Source organism: Gemmiger formicilis (assembly GCF_016900095.1).
GTDB lineage: Bacteria > Bacillota > Clostridia > Oscillospirales > Ruminococcaceae > Gemmiger > Gemmiger formicilis_A.
On the sequence record NZ_JACJJP010000003.1, the window covers coordinates 1 to 20730 of the forward strand.

At 60.0% G+C, this 20730-nt stretch carries 16 protein-coding genes and 1 other RNA gene; 8 read left to right on the forward strand and 9 right to left on the reverse strand.

What is annotated here, in order from left to right; translation table 11 throughout:
• The 8 genes from dnaX to H6B15_RS01905 form a co-directional block, all read right to left on the reverse strand.
• Nucleotides 1-1157 (reverse strand): DNA polymerase III subunit gamma/tau (dnaX, locus tag H6B15_RS01870; RefSeq protein ID WP_204645456.1); only part of this gene is annotated, 1157 nt, incomplete at its 3' end.
• A gap of 114 nt (nucleotides 1158-1271) precedes the next feature.
• Nucleotides 1272-1370: signal recognition particle sRNA small type (gene ffs, locus H6B15_RS01875), an RNA gene on the reverse strand.
• 109 nt (nucleotides 1371-1479) lie between these two features.
• Nucleotides 1480-3885 (reverse strand): homocysteine S-methyltransferase family protein, encoded by a 2406-nt coding sequence (locus tag H6B15_RS01880; protein ID WP_204645463.1) that lies wholly within the window; start codon nucleotides 3883-3885, stop codon nucleotides 1480-1482.
• On the reverse strand, nucleotides 3875-4531 hold the full coding sequence (locus H6B15_RS01885) for a methionine synthase (RefSeq protein ID WP_204645464.1): 657 nt from the start codon (nucleotides 4529-4531) through the stop codon (nucleotides 3875-3877). The genes H6B15_RS01880 and H6B15_RS01885 overlap by 11 nt, the downstream gene beginning before the upstream one ends.
• A gap of 23 nt (nucleotides 4532-4554) precedes the next feature.
• The gene (locus H6B15_RS01890) at nucleotides 4555-5418 is read right to left on the reverse strand and encodes a methylenetetrahydrofolate reductase (protein ID WP_204645465.1); all 864 of its coding nucleotides are present in this window, start codon (nucleotides 5416-5418) and stop codon (nucleotides 4555-4557) included.
• 83 nt (nucleotides 5419-5501) lie between these two features.
• Nucleotides 5502-6521: a ComEC/Rec2 family competence protein gene (locus tag H6B15_RS01895; protein ID WP_204645466.1), complete on the reverse strand. Its 1020-nt coding sequence runs from the start codon at nucleotides 6519-6521 to the stop codon at nucleotides 5502-5504.
• Nucleotides 6514-9672: a DNA translocase FtsK gene (locus H6B15_RS01900; RefSeq protein ID WP_243424233.1), complete on the reverse strand. Its 3159-nt coding sequence runs from the start codon at nucleotides 9670-9672 to the stop codon at nucleotides 6514-6516. The genes H6B15_RS01895 and H6B15_RS01900 overlap by 8 nt, the downstream gene beginning before the upstream one ends.
• Before the next feature lie 172 nt (nucleotides 9673-9844).
• Nucleotides 9845-10525: a ClpP family protease gene (locus H6B15_RS01905; RefSeq protein WP_430661823.1), complete on the reverse strand. Its 681-nt coding sequence runs from the start codon at nucleotides 10523-10525 to the stop codon at nucleotides 9845-9847.
• A 249-nt stretch (nucleotides 10526-10774) separates the two neighbouring features.
• Between H6B15_RS01905 and H6B15_RS01910 the strand changes: the two genes are divergently transcribed.
• From H6B15_RS01910 to H6B15_RS01930, 5 genes are all read left to right on the forward strand, one after another.
• The gene (locus H6B15_RS01910) at nucleotides 10775-11416 is read left to right on the forward strand and encodes a redox-sensing transcriptional repressor Rex (protein ID WP_204645467.1); all 642 of its coding nucleotides are present in this window, start codon (nucleotides 10775-10777) and stop codon (nucleotides 11414-11416) included.
• Nucleotides 11417-11512: 96 nt separating this feature from the next.
• Complete coding sequence (locus H6B15_RS01915) at nucleotides 11513-12118, forward strand: thymidine kinase (protein ID WP_204645468.1); 606 nt, start codon at nucleotides 11513-11515, stop codon at nucleotides 12116-12118.
• Nucleotides 12119-12622: 504 nt separating this feature from the next.
• Nucleotides 12623-13996 carry an ABC transporter substrate-binding protein gene (locus tag H6B15_RS01920; protein ID WP_204645470.1) on the forward strand — a complete coding sequence of 458 codons (1374 nt, stop codon included), beginning with the start codon at nucleotides 12623-12625 and terminating at the stop codon, nucleotides 13994-13996.
• Between the two features lie 183 nt (nucleotides 13997-14179).
• A complete protein-coding gene (locus tag H6B15_RS01925; RefSeq protein WP_204645471.1) occupies nucleotides 14180-15088 on the forward strand; it encodes a carbohydrate ABC transporter permease in 909 nt (302 codons plus the stop codon).
• A 29-nt stretch (nucleotides 15089-15117) separates the two neighbouring features.
• Nucleotides 15118-15978, forward strand: a complete 861-nt coding sequence (locus H6B15_RS01930; RefSeq protein ID WP_204645472.1) for a carbohydrate ABC transporter permease — start codon at nucleotides 15118-15120, stop codon at nucleotides 15976-15978.
• A 161-nt stretch (nucleotides 15979-16139) separates the two neighbouring features.
• On the opposite strand, the gene H6B15_RS01935 is transcribed toward H6B15_RS01930, so the two are convergent.
• On the reverse strand, nucleotides 16140-17003 hold the full coding sequence (locus tag H6B15_RS01935) for an AraC family transcriptional regulator (RefSeq protein ID WP_345941914.1): 864 nt from the start codon (nucleotides 17001-17003) through the stop codon (nucleotides 16140-16142).
• Nucleotides 17004-17119: 116 nt separating this feature from the next.
• Here H6B15_RS01935 and H6B15_RS01940 point away from each other — a divergent pair, with 116 nt between their 5' ends.
• From H6B15_RS01940 to H6B15_RS01950, 3 genes are read left to right on the forward strand one after another with little or no spacing between them, the layout of a single operon-like run.
• Nucleotides 17120-18676 (forward strand): glycoside hydrolase family 28 protein, encoded by a 1557-nt coding sequence (locus H6B15_RS01940; protein ID WP_204645474.1) that lies wholly within the window; start codon nucleotides 17120-17122, stop codon nucleotides 18674-18676.
• 21 nt (nucleotides 18677-18697) lie between these two features.
• Nucleotides 18698-19855 (forward strand): glycoside hydrolase family 88/105 protein, encoded by a 1158-nt coding sequence (locus H6B15_RS01945; RefSeq protein WP_204645475.1) that lies wholly within the window; start codon nucleotides 18698-18700, stop codon nucleotides 19853-19855.
• Between the two features lie 34 nt (nucleotides 19856-19889).
• Entirely contained in the window at nucleotides 19890-20723 is an 834-nt protein-coding gene (locus H6B15_RS01950; RefSeq protein ID WP_204645476.1) for a sugar phosphate isomerase/epimerase family protein, read from the forward strand.
• Nucleotides 20724-20730: the final 7 nt, after the last annotated feature.

A 20730-nucleotide genomic window follows, 5' to 3' on the forward strand; every position in this document is an offset into this window, starting at 1 on the left:
GCCGGTGCCGGCTGGGCGGCCGCAAAAGGCTGGGGCGCTGCGGGCTGGGCCGCAGCCACCGGCTGGACCGCCACCGCGGCTTCCGGCTGGGTCAGAGAGAAGACCGCCAGTTCCAGCTCGATGCGCTGGTCGGTGCCGCGTGCCATCTTTTCCAGGGCGGAACCGAAGGCGTTGATGGCCCGCACGGCCTGCCGCTGGGGAAAGTCCTTGCGGGCGGCGTAGGCGGCTTCCTCTTCCGGCGATGTGCCGGTAAGCAGCTTTTCGCCCCCGGGCAGGGCACACAGCATCAGGTTGCGGTAATGTCCGGCCAGCTCCATGCACAGGCGGCGCATATCCACCGACTGCTGGCGCAGCTGGGCAATCTCCTGCAACGCGGTGACCGAATCACCCTTGGCGATGGCATCGCTGATGGCAAACAGATACTGCCGGTCAGTGACACCGGCCATACGGCGGACCAGTTCTTCATCCACCGTGTTGGAGACACCGGCACAGGTATCCAGAATGGAAAGGGCGTCACGCATGGCGCCATCCGCCAGCCGGCCGATGAGTTCCGCCGCGTTGGGGGCCAGATCGATTTTCTCCTGTTCGGCCACATACAGCAGCCGCCCCGCGATGTCCGAAGCGGTGATGCGCTGGAAGTCGTACCGCTGGCAGCGGGACAAAATGGTGGCCGGGACCTTCTGCACCTCGGTGGTGGCCAGAATGAAGATCACATGTTCCGGCGGTTCCTCCATGGTTTTGAGCAGCGCATTGAAGGCGGAGGTGGACAGCATGTGCACCTCGTCGATGATGTAGACCTTGTACTTGCACATGGCAGGCAGGTAGGCGGTCTCATCCCGCAGGTCGCGGATATCATCCACGCTGTTGTTGGAGGCGGCGTCGATTTCGGAGATATCCAGCACGCTGCCGTCGTCCACACCCTTGCACACCGCACATTTGCCGCAGGGGTCCGGGCTGGAGGTATCCAGGCAGTTGACCGCCTTGGCGAAGATCTTGGCGCAGGTGGTTTTGCCGGTGCCCCGGGTGCCGGTGAACAGGTAAGCGTGGCCGATGCGTCCGGCGGCAATCTGGTTCTGCAGCGCCGTCACAATGGCTTGCTGGCCCACCACGTCGGCAAAACGCTGGGGACGCCATTTGCGGTACAATGCACGGTACACGCCAAACACCTGCCTTTCGGAACCGGAAATACAAAAACAAGAGCACAACCGTGCCCATAACACAAAACGGACAGGGCCGCGCGGGTGTGCCCCGCGGTTGTGCTGTTTTGCATACGGATGCAGGCTTGCCGCAGCACCGGGGCGCCAACGCTTAATGCTGCTCGGTTCCCCGCCTGACATGGTTCACGCGGTCCCCGCGCACGGGGCCCACATCCGTATGCAAAACAGCGCAAAGTGCCCTGTCCGCTTTTGTTATTATACATGATTTGTGCGTCGAATGCAAGAGGTCCGCGTCCCCCTGCCCTATTTTGGGTCCGGGGATTTACTTGTCTTCAAACAGCTGCTTGGCATAGTCGGCGCTGGCCTTGGCATCCTTGGCATAGAAATCCGCCCCGATCTGGTCGGCGAAGGACGGGGTAAGCACCGCGCCGCCCACCATGACCTTGCAGGGCAGCCCGGCTTTGTGCAGTTCCTCAATGGTGGTCTGCATGCTGGGCACGGTGGTGGTCATCAGAGCTGAAAGCCCCACCAGCGGCGCGCCGGTTTCCCGCACGGCCTGCACCACCCGCATGGGGTCCACATCCCGGCCCAGGTCGGTGACTTCGTAGCCGTAGTTTTCCAGCACCACCCGCACGATGTTCTTGCCGATGTCGTGGATATCTCCCTTGACGGTGGCCAGCACGATCTTGCCCTTGCTGACGCTCTTCTGGCCGCTGTTGGCAATGGCCGTCTTGATCACGTCAAAGGCCGCCTGTGCCGCCGTAGCCGCCTGCAGCAGCTGGGGCAGGAACAGAGTGCCTTTTTCAAAGCCGTCCCCCACCGTGTCCAGGGCGGGGATCAGGGAAAGGTTGACCACATCCAGGGGTTCCCGGCTCAGCAACGCCTGTTCGGCGGCGGCCCGGGCCTCCCTTTTCAGGCCCCGGCGCACGGCATCGGCCAGCGGGTCCTCGGCGCCGGAAACCGCAGTTGCCTCCGCACCGGCATTCTTGGAGGTCTGCACCGTCTGAATCTGCTGGTCGGCGTAGGCCTGCACATAGTCGGCGCAGCGCTCATCCTGGCCGGTGAGCACCCGGAACGCCCGCACGGCAGCCATCATTTCGGGGGTGTTGGGGTTCATGATGGCCAGATCCAGCCCGGCCTGCATGGCCAGGGTCAGGAAGGTGGTGTTCATGTACCCGCGGCAGGGCAGGCCGAAGCTGATGTTGGAGACACCCAGCACGGTGCGCACCCCCAGTTCCCGCTTGCACAGCTCCATGGCCTTGAGGGTTTCGGCGGCGGAATCTTGCTCGGCGGAGACGGTGAGGGTCAGGCAGTCGATGTACACATCTTCCCGGGGGATGCCCGCGGCGTCGGTGGCGGCCACAATCTTTTGGGCCACCGCAAACCGGCCTTCCGCCGTTTTGGGAATACCGTTCTCGTCCAGGCAGAGGCCCACCACGGCGGCACCGTACTTTTTGCACAGGGGCAGAATGGCCCGCAGGGATTTTTCCTCCCCGTTGACCGAGTTGACAATGGGCTTGCCGTTATAAATGCGCAGCGCCCGCTCCAAAGCGGCGGGATCGTTGGAATCCAGCTGCAGGGGCAGGTCGGTGACGGCCTGCAGTTCCCGCACCAGCATTTCCAGGGTGGCGGCTTCATCGATGCCAGGCAGCCCGGCGTTCACATCCAGCACCTGGGCCCCGGCTTCCGCCTGGGCCACGGCCTGGGCGCAGGCATAGCCGCTGTCCCCTTCCCGCAAAGCCTGCTGCAGCCGCTTTTTGCCGGTGGGGTTGATGCGCTCGCCCACCACCGTGATGCCTTCCACCTCCACGCAGCGCACAGGGGTGCACAGGCGGCTGCGGCGCACCGGTACCTTCTGGGCCGGGGTCAGCTCCGCAAAGGCCGCCCGCAGTTTCTGAATATATTCGGGGGTGGTGCCGCAGCAGCCGCCCACCATCGAGATGCCGGCCGCCGCGTAAGGCATCATCTGTTCCACAAACCCGTCGGCGGTCAGATCGTAGCTGCCGTCGGGGTTGGGCAGGCCCGCATTGGGCTTGACGAACACCGGCATACCGGCGGGCACCACCCGGCACAGCCGCTTGGCAAAGGGCAGAATCTCATCAGGGCCCAGAGAACAGTTGATGCCCACGGCATCCACGCCCAGACCCGCCGCGGTGATGCCGAAGCTTTCCACCGTGCAGCCGGTGAAGGTACGGCCCCTGCTTTCAAAGCTCATGGATGCCAGTACCGGCAGGGTGCTGTTCTCCCTGGCGGCCAAAACGGCAGCTTTCAGCTCGTACAGGTCGGTCATGGTCTCGATGACAATGAGGTCCGCGCCGGCCTGCACACCCGCCCGCACAATTTCGGCAAAACGGGCACAGGCATCCTCAAAGGACAGGGTGCCGGTGGGAGCCAGCAGTTCCCCCAAAGGCCCGATGTCCAGTGCCACCAGGGCCCCGTAAGGCTGGGCGGCACGGCGGGCGCAGGCAATGGAAGCCTCAATGGTCTGGGCGGCGGTATAGCCGGTACCGGTCAGTTTCTGCTCATTGGCGCCGAAGGTGTTGGCGTACAAGATGTCGGCCCCGGCAGCGGCATATTCCCGGTGGATGGCCTCCAGGGTATCGGGCATCAGGAAGGCCGCCAGCTCCGGCTTCTGGCCGGGCTGCAGCCCCCGTTTCTGCAGTTGGGTGCCAAGGCCGCCGTCCAGAAAGACAAAACGGCGGCGGGCAAAAATTTCCTCAATCGTCACAGGTCATCCCCCTCTTTCGGTAAGCGCAGGTTTCCCGCAGCAGGCAGTGGCCGCATCCGGCCCGGGCCCCGGTGACCGGGTGATCAGCGGTGCCCAGGATGGCGGTCACGCTCTTGCGCGGCGTGAGCAGATGCTGGGGTGTCACGGCCAGTCCCAGCCCCCGCACCGTATCCAGTGCCAGGCACAGATCATGCTGCAGAGTCAGCGGACAGTCGCCGTAGCCCGGCGAATACCGCCCGGTCAGAAACAGCCCCTGCTCCCGGGCCCAGCGACGGGCTTCGGCTTCCACATCGTCGCACAGTCCGTCCATCACGGCGGAGGCGGTGGCGTCCGTCGCCGCACCCAGGGCAATATCCGACAGTTCCAGGCGGCGAATCAAGGCATCCGCCCCACTGCCCAGGGTGACGGCCATGAGAACCAGGCCGCTGCATCCCTGCAGGTGCCGGGCCAGGTCCGTGCCCGCATCGGTCAGGTCCAATGCCGCCGGGGGCAGCGCCCGCCAGATCCCCCGGGGCGTGGCGGCCTGGCGCAGTTTGGCTTCGGCGGTGTCCAGCAGTTCGGTAGTGGCCTGGTCGGGCGTCCAGCCCGCCGCCCCCAGATACCGCAGCACGGTGCGGCGGTCCGCCGCATGGTAGGCAAGTTCCATGGTAGTTGTTTTACGCTGCCCTCTTACAGCAGGTCGCGGATTCCTTCGTACACGGCCACGGCCACTTCGGGGTCGTTCATGGCATACAGATGCACGCCGTCGGCGCCGCCCTCGATCAGGTCCCGCATCTGGTTGACGGCATACTCGATGCCCGCCTTGCGCAAGGATTCGGGATCGTCCTGCCAGCGGGAGATCATGCGGGTGAAGGCGGAGGGCAGGCTAGCACTGGACAGGGCCACGGTGCGCTCGATCTGGGAGCGGCGCACGATGGGCATGACACCGGCGGACACCGGCAGGGTGATGCCGGCGCGGCGGGCCAGGTTCAGGAAACGGTAGAATTTGCCGTTGTCAAAGAACAGCTGGGTCAGCAGATGAGAGGCACCCGCCTCCTGCTTGTGACGCAGGTTTTCCACGTCAGCGGCCAGGCTGGGGGCTTCGGGATGGCCTTCGGGATAGCAGGCGGCGTGGATGTCAAATTCCGGCTTGGTCTGCCACACAAAGGCAGCCAGGTCGCTGGCGTGGTGGAAATCCGGGCTTTCGGGCCGGGCGGGGGTGCGGTCTCCCCGCAGGGTCAGCACATTGCGCACGCCGGCTTCATCCAACTCCTCCAGCAAAGCCGCTGCCTTGGCGCGGTCGCTGCCCATGCACAGGATATGGGCCAGGGGTTCCACCCCCAGTTCATTTTTCAGAAAGCGGGCCACCTCTACGGTGGAGACTCCGCCGGCGGAACCGCCGGCGCCGTAAGTAACGCTGATAAAATCGGGATGCAGCGTTTCCATGGTGCGCAGGGCATCCTTCATGCGCTCAAAGCGCACGGTCTCTTTGGGCGGGAAGCATTCGATGGAAAACACACAGGGTTTGCGCTTGAACATCTGCGAAATGAGCATGTTTCTTCTCCTTTGGCCTGTATGGCGAAAATACGGCCCGCCCGCCGAAAACAGGCGGGCAGGACCGGGATAACATATACAAATCAGGCGGCCGGGGCCAGCGGTTCCTCGGTCTGGACGGACGAAGTCTGTACCCGCCAGCTGCCGTCGGCCTGACCGGTCACCGTGACGGTGCCTTGTTCGTCGGTGCGGTAGACGGTAATGCCGTTTTGGGCAAAACGGTCCATGACTTCGGCGTGGGGATGGCCGTATTCATTGTCCAGCCCGCAGCTGACCACCGCCACCTGCGGCCGCACCAGGGACAGCAGTGACTGGGTGTTGGAGGTGCTGGACCCGTGGTGGCCTGCCTTGAACAGGGTGGACGACAGGCTGCCGCCGCTGGTGAGAATCAGTTCTTCCTCCGCGTCGGCCTCGGCGTCCCCGGTGCACAGATAGGAAAACTGGCCCAGCTCATACCGAAGGCACAGAGAGGTATCGTTGAGATTTACATCTTCCTTGTCGTCGGGCATCAGGCCGGTGTACAGCACCGTGAGGGTTCCCTCCCCCACTGTCTGCTGCCAGCCAAGCTCCGCCTGCACGCAGGGCGTGCCGGTTTTCTCGGCGGCCTGCAGCACACGGCCCAACAGGCCGCTTTCGGTATCGGAGGCAGAAAGATCCGGCAAAAGCAGGGTTTCCACCTCAAAATTTTCCAGCACATCCTCCATACCGCCGATGTGGTCGGCGTGGGGATGGGTCATGACCACCAGGTCCAGGGTCTGCACCCCGCCGGCCCACAGATCTTCCACCAGGGTATCGGCACTTTGCTGGGTACCGGCGTCGATAAGGCAATATTCCCCGCCGGAAGAAATGAGCACGGAATCCCCCTGCCCCACATCCAGAAAGGTCACGGTCGCCTGTCCCTCCTGCGGGGTCTGCAGGTCCGGCGCAGGACTTTCCAGGCCGAAGCTTTCGTACAGCTCCGACCAGTCGGGCAGAATCCCCTGGCCACCATAGGTATCGATGGCCCAGGATCCCACCGCCAGCAACACGGCGCAGATCACCCCCAGCACCACCGTGCGGGTGGACAGTTCCGGGACCGGACCGTTGCCGCCCCGCTTAGCCATCGTACCCGGCAGAGAGCTTGCGCTCCTGCCACTGGGCCTGGGTTACCAGAACGGCGCGGGGCTTGGCACCCTCATAGGGGCCGATGACCCCTTCCTGCTCCATCTGGTCCATGATGCGGGCAGCGCGGGCATAGCCCAGCTTGCAGCGGCGCTGCAAAAGACTGGTGGATGCCTGGCCGGCTTCGATCACACATTCCACTGCCTGTTCGAACATGGGGTCACGGGTGTTGTCGCCGTCCTCGCTGTCACCGCCCTTGCCGCCCTTTTCGGCCACGGCACGGCGTTCCATCTCGGCGATCATCTCTTCGTCGTACTGTTCGGAGCTGGTGGACTTGATGAAGTTCAGCACCGCGCTGATCTCCTCGTCGGTGACATAGGTGCCCTGCACACGCACGGGCTTGGCCGCACCCACCGGCAGGAATAGCATATCACCGTTGCCCAGCAGCTTTTCGGCGCCGCCGGAGTCCAGAATGGTGCGGGAGTCGATCTGGCTGGACACCGCAAAGGCGATCCGGCTGGGGATGTTGGCCTTGATCAGACCGGTGATGACGTCCACGCTGGGACGCTGGGTGGCCACGATCAGGTGGATGCCCGCGGCACGGGCCTTCTGGGCGATGCGGCAGATATAATCTTCCACTTCCTTGCCGGCCACCATCATCAGGTCGGCCAGCTCGTCGATCACAATGGCGATATAGGGCAGATGTTCCATGCCGGGGTTCTGCTTGGCCAGTTTGTTGTAGCTCTTGATGTCACGGACGTTGTTTTCGGCAAAGAGCTTGTAGCGGCGTTCCATCTCCGCCACCGAGGCTCCCAGGGCACCGGCCGCTTTGCGGGGTTCGGTGACCACCGGCATGAGCAGGTGGGGAATGCCGTTGTATTCCGCCAGTTCCACCACCTTGGGGTCGATGAGGATGAGCTTGACATCCTCCGGCCCGGATCGGAACAGGAAGCTGATGATGATGGAGTTGACGCACACCGACTTGCCGCTGCCGGTGGAGCCGGCAATGAGCAGGTGGGGCATCTTGCACAGGTCCGCCACCTGGGCCTGGCCGGCAATGTCCTTGCCCAGGGCCATGGTCAGGGGGCTGCGCATATTGATATAGCTCTGAGCCTCAAACACGCTGCGGATGTTGACGGTGGAACGGATCTTGTTGGGCACCTCGATACCCACGGCGGGTTTGCCGGGGATGGGGGCCTCGATCCGCACGCCGGCGGTGGCCAGGTTCAGGGCAATATCATCGGCCAGGCTGGTGATCCGGCTGACCTTGATGCCCGCCTGGGGCTGCAGCTCATACCGGGTTACCGACGGGCCGCGGCAGATGTCCAGGATCTTGGTCTTGACCCCGAAGCTGTCCAGGGTATTGACCAGAATATCGGCGTTGCGCTTCATCTCCCGCACCGCACCGCTCTCGTCCTCGGGGCGGTTAGCGTTGAACAGGTTCAAGGAAGGATAGCAGTAGGGCTGATGTTCCTTCTGCACCATGGCCAGGGCCTTGGCTTCCGGGGTCTGGGTGATGGGCACGGGACTGGAGATGGGGGCCGATGCGGAGTTGCCCACCTCCGCGCTGACCCGCAGGCGTCCGGCTGGCGCGGGCTGGTTGGCAGGCAGGGGTGCGCCGGACGCAGAAGGTCTCGCGGGCGCCGGCGCCGGTGCGGCGGCTCGGCCGCTGAGCAGATCGGACACCGGAATGCCCGCGTTCCAGGCGGCGGCCGCCGGGTCGATCATCTCGTCGTCCTCTTCGTCAAAGTTACCGCCCAGGGTGGGAATGGCCGTTGCCGGGGCAGTCTGTGCCACAGCCGGCTGCGGCGCCGCAGGCTGCGGCTGCGCCATCTGGGAAAGGTCCAAGGTGGTGGCAAAGCCCTCCTCCTGGGCAGGCAGATCCAGATGCACTTCGGAGGAAACATCCTGCCGCACCGCAGGCTGCTGCGGCGGCACCGTATTCATGGCGCGGTTGATCAGGGCGTCCAGCTCGCTCTCGCTGGCCTGCACCACTTCGGGCTCCTCTTCCGGCTGGGGTTCCAGGCGAAGTTCAAAGTCCTCTTCCGGTTCCGGCTGATGCACCGGCTCAGGAGCGGGCGACGCCTTTTTCTTGCGTCCCAACTGTTCCAGCGGGTCCAGACCGAAGGTGCCGCCGGGACCGATCTCCACCTTTTGCAGCGGATCATGGCTGACCGCATTTTCCAGGGCACGGGTGGAGGCATCGGGACCCAGGTCCACATCAAAGTCGGGGCGATAGGCCGTCTGCGGCGCCACAGGCTGCGCTTTGGCGGCAGGCTGGGGGGTCGCAGCCGCCGGGGCCGCCGCATTCTTGCGGGCCTTTTCTTCCTGCTCCAGGTAGGGTTCCACATCGAAGGCCGGATGCTGGGCCGGCTGGGGCTGACGAGGCAACGTGCCGGTCAGGTTTTCGATGGGTTCCTCCTCGGGCGACTGGCCGAACAGCGGGGTGTCGTAGGCAGTGGCCTCGGCACGGCGGGCGGCCTGGCTGTCCTCATACTTCTGCATGGTCTGGGAGACGAACCGTACCACATCCGCCGGGGTCAGGGCAAAGAAGACCATCAGTCCCATGGCGAACAGCAGCAACATGACGATGTTGGCGCCGGGGCGGCCGAAGAGAACCAGCAGCAGAGCACCGGCCCCGCCCAGCACACCGCCGGACCAGAACCGGGTATGCCCCCAGTTGAACAGCATCTTGATGATATCCCAGGCGGTGGATTCGTGTACCGCGAACTTGGAGAACACCACCGGGAAGCTGGCGCCCACTACCCCCATCAGGACCATCTTGGCCACAAAAACACCCACGCGATACCCGGATGCCACCAGATAGGCCAGATACAGTAAAAACGGGCCGAGAATATAGGTCATGATGCCGAAGGTGCCGAACAGGGCATTGCGCATCTGCAGCCAGAACGCCTGGCCGCGCACCAGCACCAATGCGATTACCAGCAGGCCGAGCCCGGCCAAAAGCACACTTCTGCCCAGATACTGAGTTTCGGCCCGGCGCTGGGCCCGGCGCGAAGGCTGTTTGCGGGAAGACGAGGACGAAGACGACCGCCCCTTGCTGCTTTTGCTGCTCTTGCTTTTGGATGAACCGGATGAACGGGAAGACGAGGACGAACGATAGGTCGATTTGCCGGACCTTGAACTTGCCATCTTATCATACTCCTCTATGTAGATTCTGTGTTGTGACAGGGCCGCAACCGGCCCATGGCGCCGCTGTTCCCTGCCGGCGCCCGGTAAATTATGTAATGGGGCAAACTGCCCCTTATAGCATATAGGCTATTTTAGCACGAAAACCGACGGTTGAAAACCCCTGGAAGATATTTTACGATTTGCCTTTTCCATGCCCGGAAGCCCCGCTGCGGCCCTGCTCTATCTCCTTATAAAGGTAGCGCAGCGCGTCGTCCAACCCGCCCAGAGAGTCGATGAGCCCTTCTTCCACCGCCTGCTGCCCGTTGAGCACCGTGCCCATGTCCATGACCAGTTCCCCGGTGTTGTGCATCAGCTGGGTGAACCGCTTGGCCGATATGGCGGAGTGCCCTGCCACGAATCCTACGATGCGCTCCTGCATCTGCTCAAAATAGCGCAGGGTCTGGGGCACCCCCAGCACCATGCCGGAATGCCGCACCGGATGCACCGTCATGGTGGCGGTAGGCACGATAAAGCTGTGCCGCGCCGAAACTGCCAGCGGAATGCCGATGGAGTGTCCCCCGCCCAACACCAGGGTGGCGCTGGGTTTGCTGACCCCCGCAATCAGTTCGGCCAGGGCCAGCCCGGCCTCCACATCGCCGCCCACCGTGTTCAGGATCACCAGCAGACCTTCAATGGAAGGGTCTTCCTGGATATCCACCAGCAGCGGGATCACATGTTCGTACTTGGTGGTTTTCTGGTTATCCGGCGCCAGGGTGTGCCCTTCGATGGTGCCGATGACCGTCAGGCAGTGGATGGCATGGCGGCCCCGGGTGGCTTCGATAATGCCTTCCTCGGTGATCAGGTCGTGTTTCAGCCGGGCCTGGTCCGCCAGCTCGGGCGCGCGCTCCGTTTGATTTTTCAAAAAGATGTCCCCTTTCCTGGGATTTGCTCCCTTTTCAGTATGGCCGGAGAACCGGCAAAATATTTTTTATTCACGATACACGGCCTATTGTTTTGTGCCTGTTAGATAAAAATTTGACAATCTTAGGGAAATCCATTATACTTTTTATATAGTTTTGACAGGGCACGGAGCAGTGCCAAGAATTTGAGGGGGCGTACGACAGTGGCCACACAGAACAAGGCCTCCCTGCCGGTGATCAAGCGGTTGCCCAAATACTACCGCTATCTGAACAACCTGGCGGCGGAGGGCCGGGACAAAATTTCATCCAGCGAACTGGCGCGTATGATGGGGACCACCGCCAGCCAGGTGCGGCAGGATTTCAATTGTTTCGGCGGATTCGGACAGCAGGGCATCGGGTATAAGGTGGATGTACTGTTATCGGAGATCAGCAAGCTGTTGTTTGGCGACGGCGAACTGCTGCCCACCATCCTCATCGGCGCCGGACGTCTGGGCACAGCCGTATCCAGCTTCATCTCCCGGGATACCAACGGCTATCGTCTGCTGGCCGTGTTTGACATCAACCCCGACCTGATCGGCAAGGAGATGGCCGGTGTGCCCATCCACGCGCTGGATGAGCTGGAATCTTTCTGTGCCGAGCACAAACCCGTGGTGGCGGTGCTGTGCGTTCCCCGGCAAAGTGCCACCGAACTTTCCGGCGAATTGGTCCGGCTGGGAATTCAGGGATTCTGGAATTTCAGCCACTATGATCTCTCGGTGGAATATCCCAATGTGACCGTGGAGAACGTACATCTGGGCGACAGCCTGATGAGCCTGGGTTACCGGCTGCGTAACCGGGAAGAATAAAACAAAAAAACAATACGGGAGCAACGGGCGCGGCCTTCACGCCGCGCCTTTGTTCGGCGCAAAAGCCGGGCGGCTGCCCCAACGGAGAATGGTACAATGGCAAAACTGTATTTTCGCTACGGCGCCATGAACAGCGGCAAAACCACGGCCCTTTTGCAGGTGGCCTTCAACTACAAGGAACGCGGCATGCGGGTGCTGATCCTGAAAGCCAGCATCGACACAAAAGGCGGGGATCACATCGTTTCCCGGCTCGGCGTAAGCTGTAAAGTGGACAAACTTGTCACCCCGGAAATGAACATTCTGGAGGAGGTGCGCGCGGATGCCGAAGCCCATGGCAGGCCTGCCTGCGTGCTGTGCGACGAAAGCCAGTTCTTCACCCCTGCCCAGGCGGAACAGCTGTTTCTGGTCACGGTGGACCTGGGAATTCCGGTAATCTGCTACGGGCTGCGGGCCGATTTCATGCTTCGTGGGTTCCCCGGCTCTACCCGCCTTTTGGAACTGGCCCACTCCATTGAGGAGATGAAAACCATCTGCGCCTGCGGACGCAAGGCCATGTGCAATGGCCGCAAGGTCAACGGCGAGTTCGTGTTTGAAGGCGCGCAGGTCGCCATTGACACGGTGGACAACGTAGAGTACGAAAGCCTGTGTCCCCAGTGCTGGTACCGGGAGTACCGGGCCTTTCTGCGCAGAACCCGCGGCTGAACCGCTTTTGAAACAACCGTATTTTTCCCGCCTCCGGCGTGCAGAATATGCACACCGGAGGCTTTTTTGTTCATGACGCACCTTTTTTGTGCAGGGCAATCTGACAGGATGCGCATTTTTTGCACGCAGCAAACCACATCCGCAACAATTTTGCGTTTCCGCATATGATGTGCATTTTTGGCATTTGTTGCAACATTTCGTATATTAGACAGGCTTTTTGTTGATTTATTTTGTATATATCGTTTTGTTACCATTTTGTTTCACTTTTTTCATGGCAATTGCAACTCGTCATTTTGTACAATGTTGCCGCTATTTAATCGTTAAATTTGACAGCAGCATCAATTTTGAATTGTAAACATAGACAATAATTGCGCGTTTTTAATGTGGCCGAACAGAATCAAGTATTTTTTTGTCTTCAAAGTTTTGCTATGATAATAGCGTTGGGCAGGTCGCGGTGTTATCCGCACCTGTATTGTGAATTCTATTTGTTAGGAGGACAAAACAATGAAAAAGGCGATTGCACTTGCACTGGCCGGCGTGATGAGCGTTGGTCTGCTTGCGGGCTGCGGCAGCTCCGGTTCTTCTTCGTCCGGTGCCGCTTCCGAATCCGCCACCGGCGAAACTTCCGCCACCACCGCTTCCGATTCCGGCTCCGGTTCCGGCGATCTGTCGATCAGCTGGTGGGGCGGTGACAGCCGTCACACCGCTTACCAGAACGCGCTGGCCGCTTTCACTGAAGAGACCGGCATTCAGGTCAGCACCCACTACGGTGCCTGGTCCGGCTGGGAAGACCAGACTTCCGCCGCTCTGTACTCCGACAACGCCGAGGACGTCATGCAGGTCAACTGGAACTGGCTGAGCCAGTACAGCGGCGACGGCAGCAAGTTCGTCGACCTGAACGAGTACTCCGACATCATTGATCTGTCCCAGTTCCCGCAGAGCACCCTGGATGCCTGCACCGTGGCCGGCAAACTGCAGGCCCTGCCCGTCTCCATGACCGGCCGTATCTTCTACTGGAACATGAACACCTTCAAGCAGGCCGGCATTGAGGAAGTTCCCTCCACTCTGGACGACCTGTACGCGGCAGGCGAAGCCTTCAAGACCAACCTGGGCGATGACTACTATCCCCTGGCCCTGGGCGAATACGACCGCATGCTGCTGATGACCTTCTACCTGGAAAGCACCTACGGCAAGCCCTGGGTTGAGGACAACACCCTGCAGTACACCGTGGAGGAGATTGCCACCGGCATCGACTTCATCCAGAGCCTGGAAGACAACCACGTCATCCCCAGCCTGCAGACCATGAATGCAGCCGGCATCGACGGCAACAACTCCATCGATAAGAGCGAACAGTGGATCAACGGCATGTACGCCGGCATCTTCGAATGGGATTCTTCCGCCACCAAGTACCAGGGTTCCCTGGCTGATCCTTCCGGCTTCACCGTCGGCAACGAGATCAAGTTCGGCGACAAGGCCAACGGCGGTTTCTCCAAGGTTTCCATGGGTCTGGCCATCACCGAGACCTGCCAGGATAAGGAAGCGGCTGCCAAGCTGATCAACTTCCTGCTGAACGGCGACGGCGCCAGCATTATGGGTTCCGAGTGCGGCATTCCCAACTCCGCTTCCGGTCTGGCTGCGGCCGAGGCTGCCGGTGCTGTGGACGAGCTGGTTCTGGAAGCCAACACCAAGGTCATGGCGTTTGTGGACTTCCAGCTGGATCCGACCTACGAAAGCAACGATCTGAAGGCCAACCCGGGCGGCGTTTACACCGACGTGTTCGGCGGCTACAGCTACGGTGAGTACGCTGATTCCACCGAGGCTGCCACCGATCTGTACGACGGCGTGACCGAAGCGCTGGAGGATGCAGCCAAGGGCTGATCCCGCCATCTAAATCTGTAAGCCAGCTTGCGCCGGCCCCCACGATTTGATACGAACCAAACGGGGGCCGGCGCTCTTGCTGGTACTTCAGTTCTGAACAAATCATGAACACTGCGGTCTTTGAACCGCCAAGGACATTGGGGCTGCGTCCCGCAAACATCATTTCGCAAAGGAGGCATTTGAATGAGCACCGCTTCTGCATCTGTCAGACGTTCGCCGTTCAAAAAATGGTGCGACCAAAACACCGGCTTGTTCTTCCTGATTCCCTGGATTCTGGGCTTCTTGATCTTCAAGTTCTATCCCTTCGCCAGCTCGCTGTACTACAGCTTCACGGATATGAACTTCTTCAAGGGCATCCGTGAATACGGAATCATGAACTACATCGATATCTTTACCGAGAAAGAAACCCGTACGGCACTGCTGATCACCTTCAAGTACGCTTTCATCACCGTTCCCCTGAAGCTGGTCTTTGCTCTGTTCATCGCGTACATTCTGAACTTCAAGATCAAGTTCGTGAACCTGTTCCGTACCGTGTACTATATTCCGTCCATCCTGGGCGGCTCTGTTGCCATCGCCGTGCTGTGGCGCGCCCTGTTCCGCGACACCGGTGTCATCAACACCCTGCTGTCTTTCTTCGGCATTCAGGGCCCCGACTGGCTGGCCGACCGCACCTGGGCGCTGTTCATCATCTGCCTGCTGCGTGTGTGGCAGTTCGGTTCCGCCATGGTGCTGTTCCTGGCTGCATTGAAGGGCGTTTCGGTGGATCTGTATGAGGCCGCCACCATTGACGGTGCTTCCAAGACTCGCCAGTTCTTCTCCATCACCGTTCCCATGATCACCCCGGTTATCTTCTATAACCTGGTCACCCAGATTGCCCAGGCGTTCCAGGAATTCAACGGCCCGTACATCATCACGGGCGGCGGTCCCCGGAACTCCACCACCCTGGTTGCCCTGCTGGTGTACAACTACGCCTTCAAGGAAAACGAGATGGGCATGGCCTGCGCCCTGGCCTGGGTCATGTTCGTGATCGTCATGGTGCTGACCGTGATTGCCTTCAGCAGCCAGAAGCACTGGGTCTACTACGCTGACTAAGGACGAGGGAGGAATCGAAAATGACACCTATGAAACTTGAAACCCGGCATAAGATTGCCAGATTCTTCCAGTATTTTGTCCTGATCGTGGTCGGCTTTGTGATGATCTATCCCCTGTTGTGGATGATCGGCGCCACTTTCAAGAGCAACGCGGAAATCTTTACCAGCATCGGCTTTATTCCCACCAACCCCACTCTGGACGGCTACATTGCTGCCGTGACCCAGAACTATGGCGGCGACATCAACATCTGGCGCGCCTTCCTGAACACCTACAGCTACGTGATTCCCAAGGTCATCTTTACTGTGATTTCCTCTGTGATCGCCGCGTACGGTTTCAGCCGCTTCAAATTCAAGGGCCGGGATGTTCTGTTCTCCATCATGATTTCCACCCTGTTCCTGCCCCAGGTTGTGCTGAACGTGCCCCAGTACCTGATGTACAACACCTTCGGCTGGATCAACAGCCCTCTGTATCTGCCCCTGTGGGTGCCCACCCTGTTCGCCACCGAGACCTATTTCGTGTACCAGCTGGTGCAGTTCATGCGCAGCATCCCCCACGACCTGGACGAAGCCGCTTCCATTGACGGCTGCGGCCCCGTGAAGATTCTGTACAAGATCATCTGCCCCATGCTCTCCCCCTCTCTGGTAGCCTGCGGCCTGTTCCAGTTCATGTGGAGCTGCAACGACTTTATGGGTCCCCTGCTTTACGTGACCACCCCCACCAAGTACCCCATGTCCATCTTCGTCAAGCTGTCCATGGACGGCGACACCGGTTTCAACTGGAACCGTATTCTGGCTCTGTCCCTGATTTCCATCATTCCGCAGCTGATTGTCTTCTTTGCTGCGCAGGACGCCTTCATCGACGGCATTGCCGCCGGCAGCGTCAAGGGCTAAACTTTACAGTAACCCGGTAGTTATCCGATAGGATGCAAGCTGCCCCGTACCGCTTGAAACAAAGGGGTACGGGGCAGTTCGTTTTAGAATATCCTGCGCCTTTTCGGCGCTGAGCATACAAAACCGCCGCACCAAAAAAGGCGCGGCGGACGGCAGAAAATTCAGTTACCTTTATTCATACGTTTGAAATACTGACGGTACTGCTGAGGAGAAAGGCCGGTGGCATCCTTGAACACCCGCCGGAAATGGGCGCTGGTCATAAACCCCGCTTTTTCCGCCACGGTGGAAATGCTGTCGTTGGTCTTTTCGATCAGACTCTGCGCAGCCTTGATGCGCACACCGTTGATGTATTCAATCAGGCTCAGATTGATGGTCTTCTTGAACAGACGACTGAGATAGTACGGGCTGATATAAAACTGACTGGCGATCCCGGTCAGGGTCAGCTTCTCGGCGTAATGTTCGGCGATGTAACTTTGAATCTGGTCCACAATGCGGTTGGTCACACGGCCGTTGTCACCGCCCAGTTCCTTCTGGGTTTCGCACATTTTCTGCAACTGCAGAAGCAGGGTTGCCAACAGCATTTTTCGTGCGGCATGGCTTTCCGGCTCTTCGCCCTGAATGGCAATCATCTGCTGCAAAACCGAGTATACATAGTTCTGCTGCTTGACCGTTATGTTGCTTAACAGATGGTTTTCTTCCTGACCGAGGAAGGTAAAGAAGTCCAGTTCGGGAAAGGCATCCACAATTTCCTGCAGATATTCCGCACTGAAGTTACAGACGATCCGGCTGGAGGGGCCATCCCCCACCGAGCCGGTCTTATGGATCTGGTTTTCGCCGATCATGATCACGCTGCCGGCATTGACAATGTAGGCAGCATCCTCAATGAAATAACGGCGGGTTCCTTCCACCTCATAATAGATTTCATATTTGTGATGGGTGTGGAACGTGGACATTTCATAATTGGTTTCATACCCGACGTACTCAATGAAAAAGTCCACATGGGGAGAATAGGTATATTCGCGCACCAAGATCACTTCTCTCCTTATTCCCGCTGCAAAACTGCGGTTCATTTTTGTCGTTTTCTAAACAATAGCACAATTTTTGCTGCTTTGCAAATCATTTTTCAATCGGGAGGTCCCTTATGCAGATCAAGCTTCTTCGCGCCATGACACGCAGCGCCGTATTTGAGATTAGCAACAAAAGTTGCTATTACTCTCCCGCCCCCTACACGGTGCTGCTCAACGGGCAGGCCGTGCTGCAAGATTGCAAAACGAATGTTTTCTCCCTGTATGCACTGGAACCCGGCCGCGAATACACCGTTTCCGTGCAGGGCGATTCCGAAACGGCTCTCCTCACTTTCCACACTGAGACGGAAACCGCTTTTGTGGATGCATCCCGCTATGGACTGGCCGGCGACGGCGTGACCGATGACACCGCCAAACTGCAGGCCGCCATCGCCACCTGCCCGCCGGGCGGCACGGTGTACGTACCCGCCGGCACCTACCGCACCCAAAGCCTGTTTCTGCGCAGTGACATCACCCTGTATCTGGAAAAAGGCTGCACCCTGCTGGGCGGCACCGATCGCAGCCAGTACCCCATCTTGCCGGGGGTTCTGCCTTGCTGCGATGAGGTGCACGAACAGTATCTGGGCAGCTGGGAAGGCAACCCCCTGGACTGCTTTGCCGGCCTGATCAACGTGATCAATGTCCAAAATGTGGTCATTACCGGCGAAGGCACCATTGACGCCAACGCCGACGCCGGCGACTGGTACGACAACGTCCGTGTGCGCCGCGGCGCCTGGCGCCCCCGGCTGTTCTTTACCAGCAAAGCCAAAAATGTGGTCCTGCATGGTGTCAAGGTACGCAACAGCTATTCCTGGACCATCCATCCCACCTACTCCGAAAATCTGGACATCCTGAACATCGACATCCTGAACCGGGCGGACAGCCCCAACACCGATGGCATCGACCCGGAAGCCTGCAGGAATGTCAACATCATCGGCGACAACGTCCATGTTGGTGACGACTGCATCGCCATCAAGAGCGGCAAGGTCTTTATGGGCATGCGCCTGGGCATCCCCTGCGAGAACATCGTCATCCGCAATTGTCTTTTGGACCGGGGTCACGGCGGTGTGGTGATCGGCAGTGAGATGAGCGGCGGTGTGCGCAACGTGCAGGTGGTACAGTGTCTGATGAACCAGACCGACCGGGGATTCCGCCTGAAGACCCGCCGGGGCCGCGGCAAGAACGCCGTGATCGACGGCCTGGTCTTCAAGGACATTGAGATGCGCGGCGTACTGAGCCCCTTTGTCATCAACATGTTCTATTTCTGCGACCCCGACGGCAAGACCGACTATGTACAGAGCCACGATCCCCTGCCCGTGGACGAAATGACTCCTCGGCTGGGCAGCTTTGTACTGGAAAACGTGACCGCCACCGACGCCCAGTATGCCGGATGCTGGTTCAGCGGCCTGCCGGAACAGCCCATCGAAAGCGTGGAGATGCGCCATGTGCGGATCAGCTTTGCGGAAAACGCCGGCCGCGGCCAGGCCGCCATGATGTGCAACGCCGAGCCGTGCAGCAAGCTGGCTGTCTTTGCCGAAAATGTGCACCGGATTCATCTGCACGACGTTCAGATCACCGGCTATGCCGGGGAACGGCTGCAGCTGACCCATGTGGACGAATTCACCGAGGATTAAATTTTCAGGGAGGATTGCACCATGACCCACCAAGAAATTCTGGATACCCTTGGCCAGTATGTGGATTACCTGATTGAGGGCAGTACCGCCGCAGCGCCGCTTTGGAACATCGAAATGGTCCGCAGCGGCAAGCCCAACAAATGGAACTACATTGACGGTTGCATGATCACCGCCTGTCTGAGCCTGTACAAGACCACCGGCGACGAAAAGTTCCTGACCTTCTCCCGCAACTTTCTGGATTACTTCGTCAAGGACGGCGGCGTGATCGAAACCTACAGTGTGGAGGAATACAACCTGGACAACGTCAACCAGGGCAAGAATCTGTTCACCCTGTATGACCTTACCGGGGAACAGCGGTACCGGGACGCCATCGAAACCATCCGCAGCCAGCTGGAGACCCATCCCCGCACCAAGGAAGGCAACTTCTGGCACAAGAAGATCTACCCCTGGCAGGTCTGGCTGGACGGTACCTACATGGCCCAGCCGTTTTACATGGAATACGAAACCCGCTACAACGGCATGAAGGGCTGTCTGGACAGTTACCGCCAGTTCATGAACATCCAGAAGCACATGAAAGATCCTACCACCGGTCTGTACTACCACGGCTACGACGAAAGCCGGGAAATGTACTGGGCCAACCCCGAAACCGGCTGCAGCGCCAACTTCTGGCTGCGTGCCATGGGCTGGTTCCTGGTGGCCATGGTGGACGTGCTGGAACGCATGGACGAACAGCTGTACTACGAATACCGCGGCATCATGAGCATGCTGAAAGACGCTGCCGATGCCATGGTCAAGTTCCAGGACAGCGAGACCGGCATGTTCTGGCAGGTCATTGACAAACCCGGCGTGCCCGGCAACTATCTGGAGACTTCCGGTTCCGCCCTGTTCGCCTATGCCATGCTCAAGGGTGTGCGCCTGGGCTATCTGCCCAAGCGCTTCGCCGCCTACGGCGAAAAAGCCTTCTACGGCACCTGTGACAAACATTTGGGCGTGAGCGCCGACGGAAAGTTGCAGCTGTCCGGCATCTGTCTAGTGGCCGGTCTGGGCGGTGCCACCCGCCGGGACGGCAGCCTGGAATACTATTTCAGCGAACCCGTGGTGGAAAACGACGCCAAGGGCGTCGGTCCCCTGCTGCTGGCTTATACCGAAATTCTGGCCGCCAAAAAGACCGGGCGGTAAAGCATCCCTTTCCGTCATAAAGGAGGAATTTTGTATGGCAACCTTTCTGATTGGTGCCCGTCTGCACGATTACGGGCAAGGCACCCCCGACGAGCTGTTTGCCCGTGCGGCAGCCGACGGTTTTGCGGCGGTTCAGCTGGCCTACAAAAAATGTGTGCCCGGTGTAAAAAGCTACGCGGATGTGACCCCGCAGCTGGTGGCCGACACGGTGGAAGCCGGAAAGCGTCATCACATTCAGGTGGCGGTGCTGGGCACCTATGTAGAGCTGGCTCTGGACGATGAGGCCAAACGCACCGCCAATGCGGCCGACTTCAAAAGCCAGCTGGCGGTCTGCAAAGCGCTGGGCGCCGGATGCATCGGCACCGAAACCACCAACATGGCCCTGCAGCCTGCCGGCACTACCCGGGAACGGGCCCAGTATCTGCTGTGCAAGAGCCTGGAAACCATCCTGCCCGAAGCGGAGCGTCTGGGCGTGACCGTGGGCATCGAGCCGGTGAGCTATCACAGCATGAACACCCCCGAAGCCACCCGCCGCATTCTGGATACCATGGCCAGCCCTGCGCTGAAGGTGATTTTTGACGCCGGCAACCTGCTGACCGCCGATGCCGTGGCCCATCAGGACCAGCTCTGGGACCGGGTTGGATCTTTGCTGGGAGATCGTCTTGTGGCGGTCCATTTCAAGGGCGAGACGTTTACGCCGGAAGGGAAGCCCCAGTCCACCAGCCTGGAAGAGTCGGTCATTGATTTTTCCGGTGCCTTCCGCATGCTGCGTGCCCTGCCCCAGACCTTGCCGGTGCTGCGGGAAGAAGCGGTTCCCGCCCGGGCGGCCAGCGACATTGCCCTGATCCGGCAATACTTTGAGGAATAAGGAATTC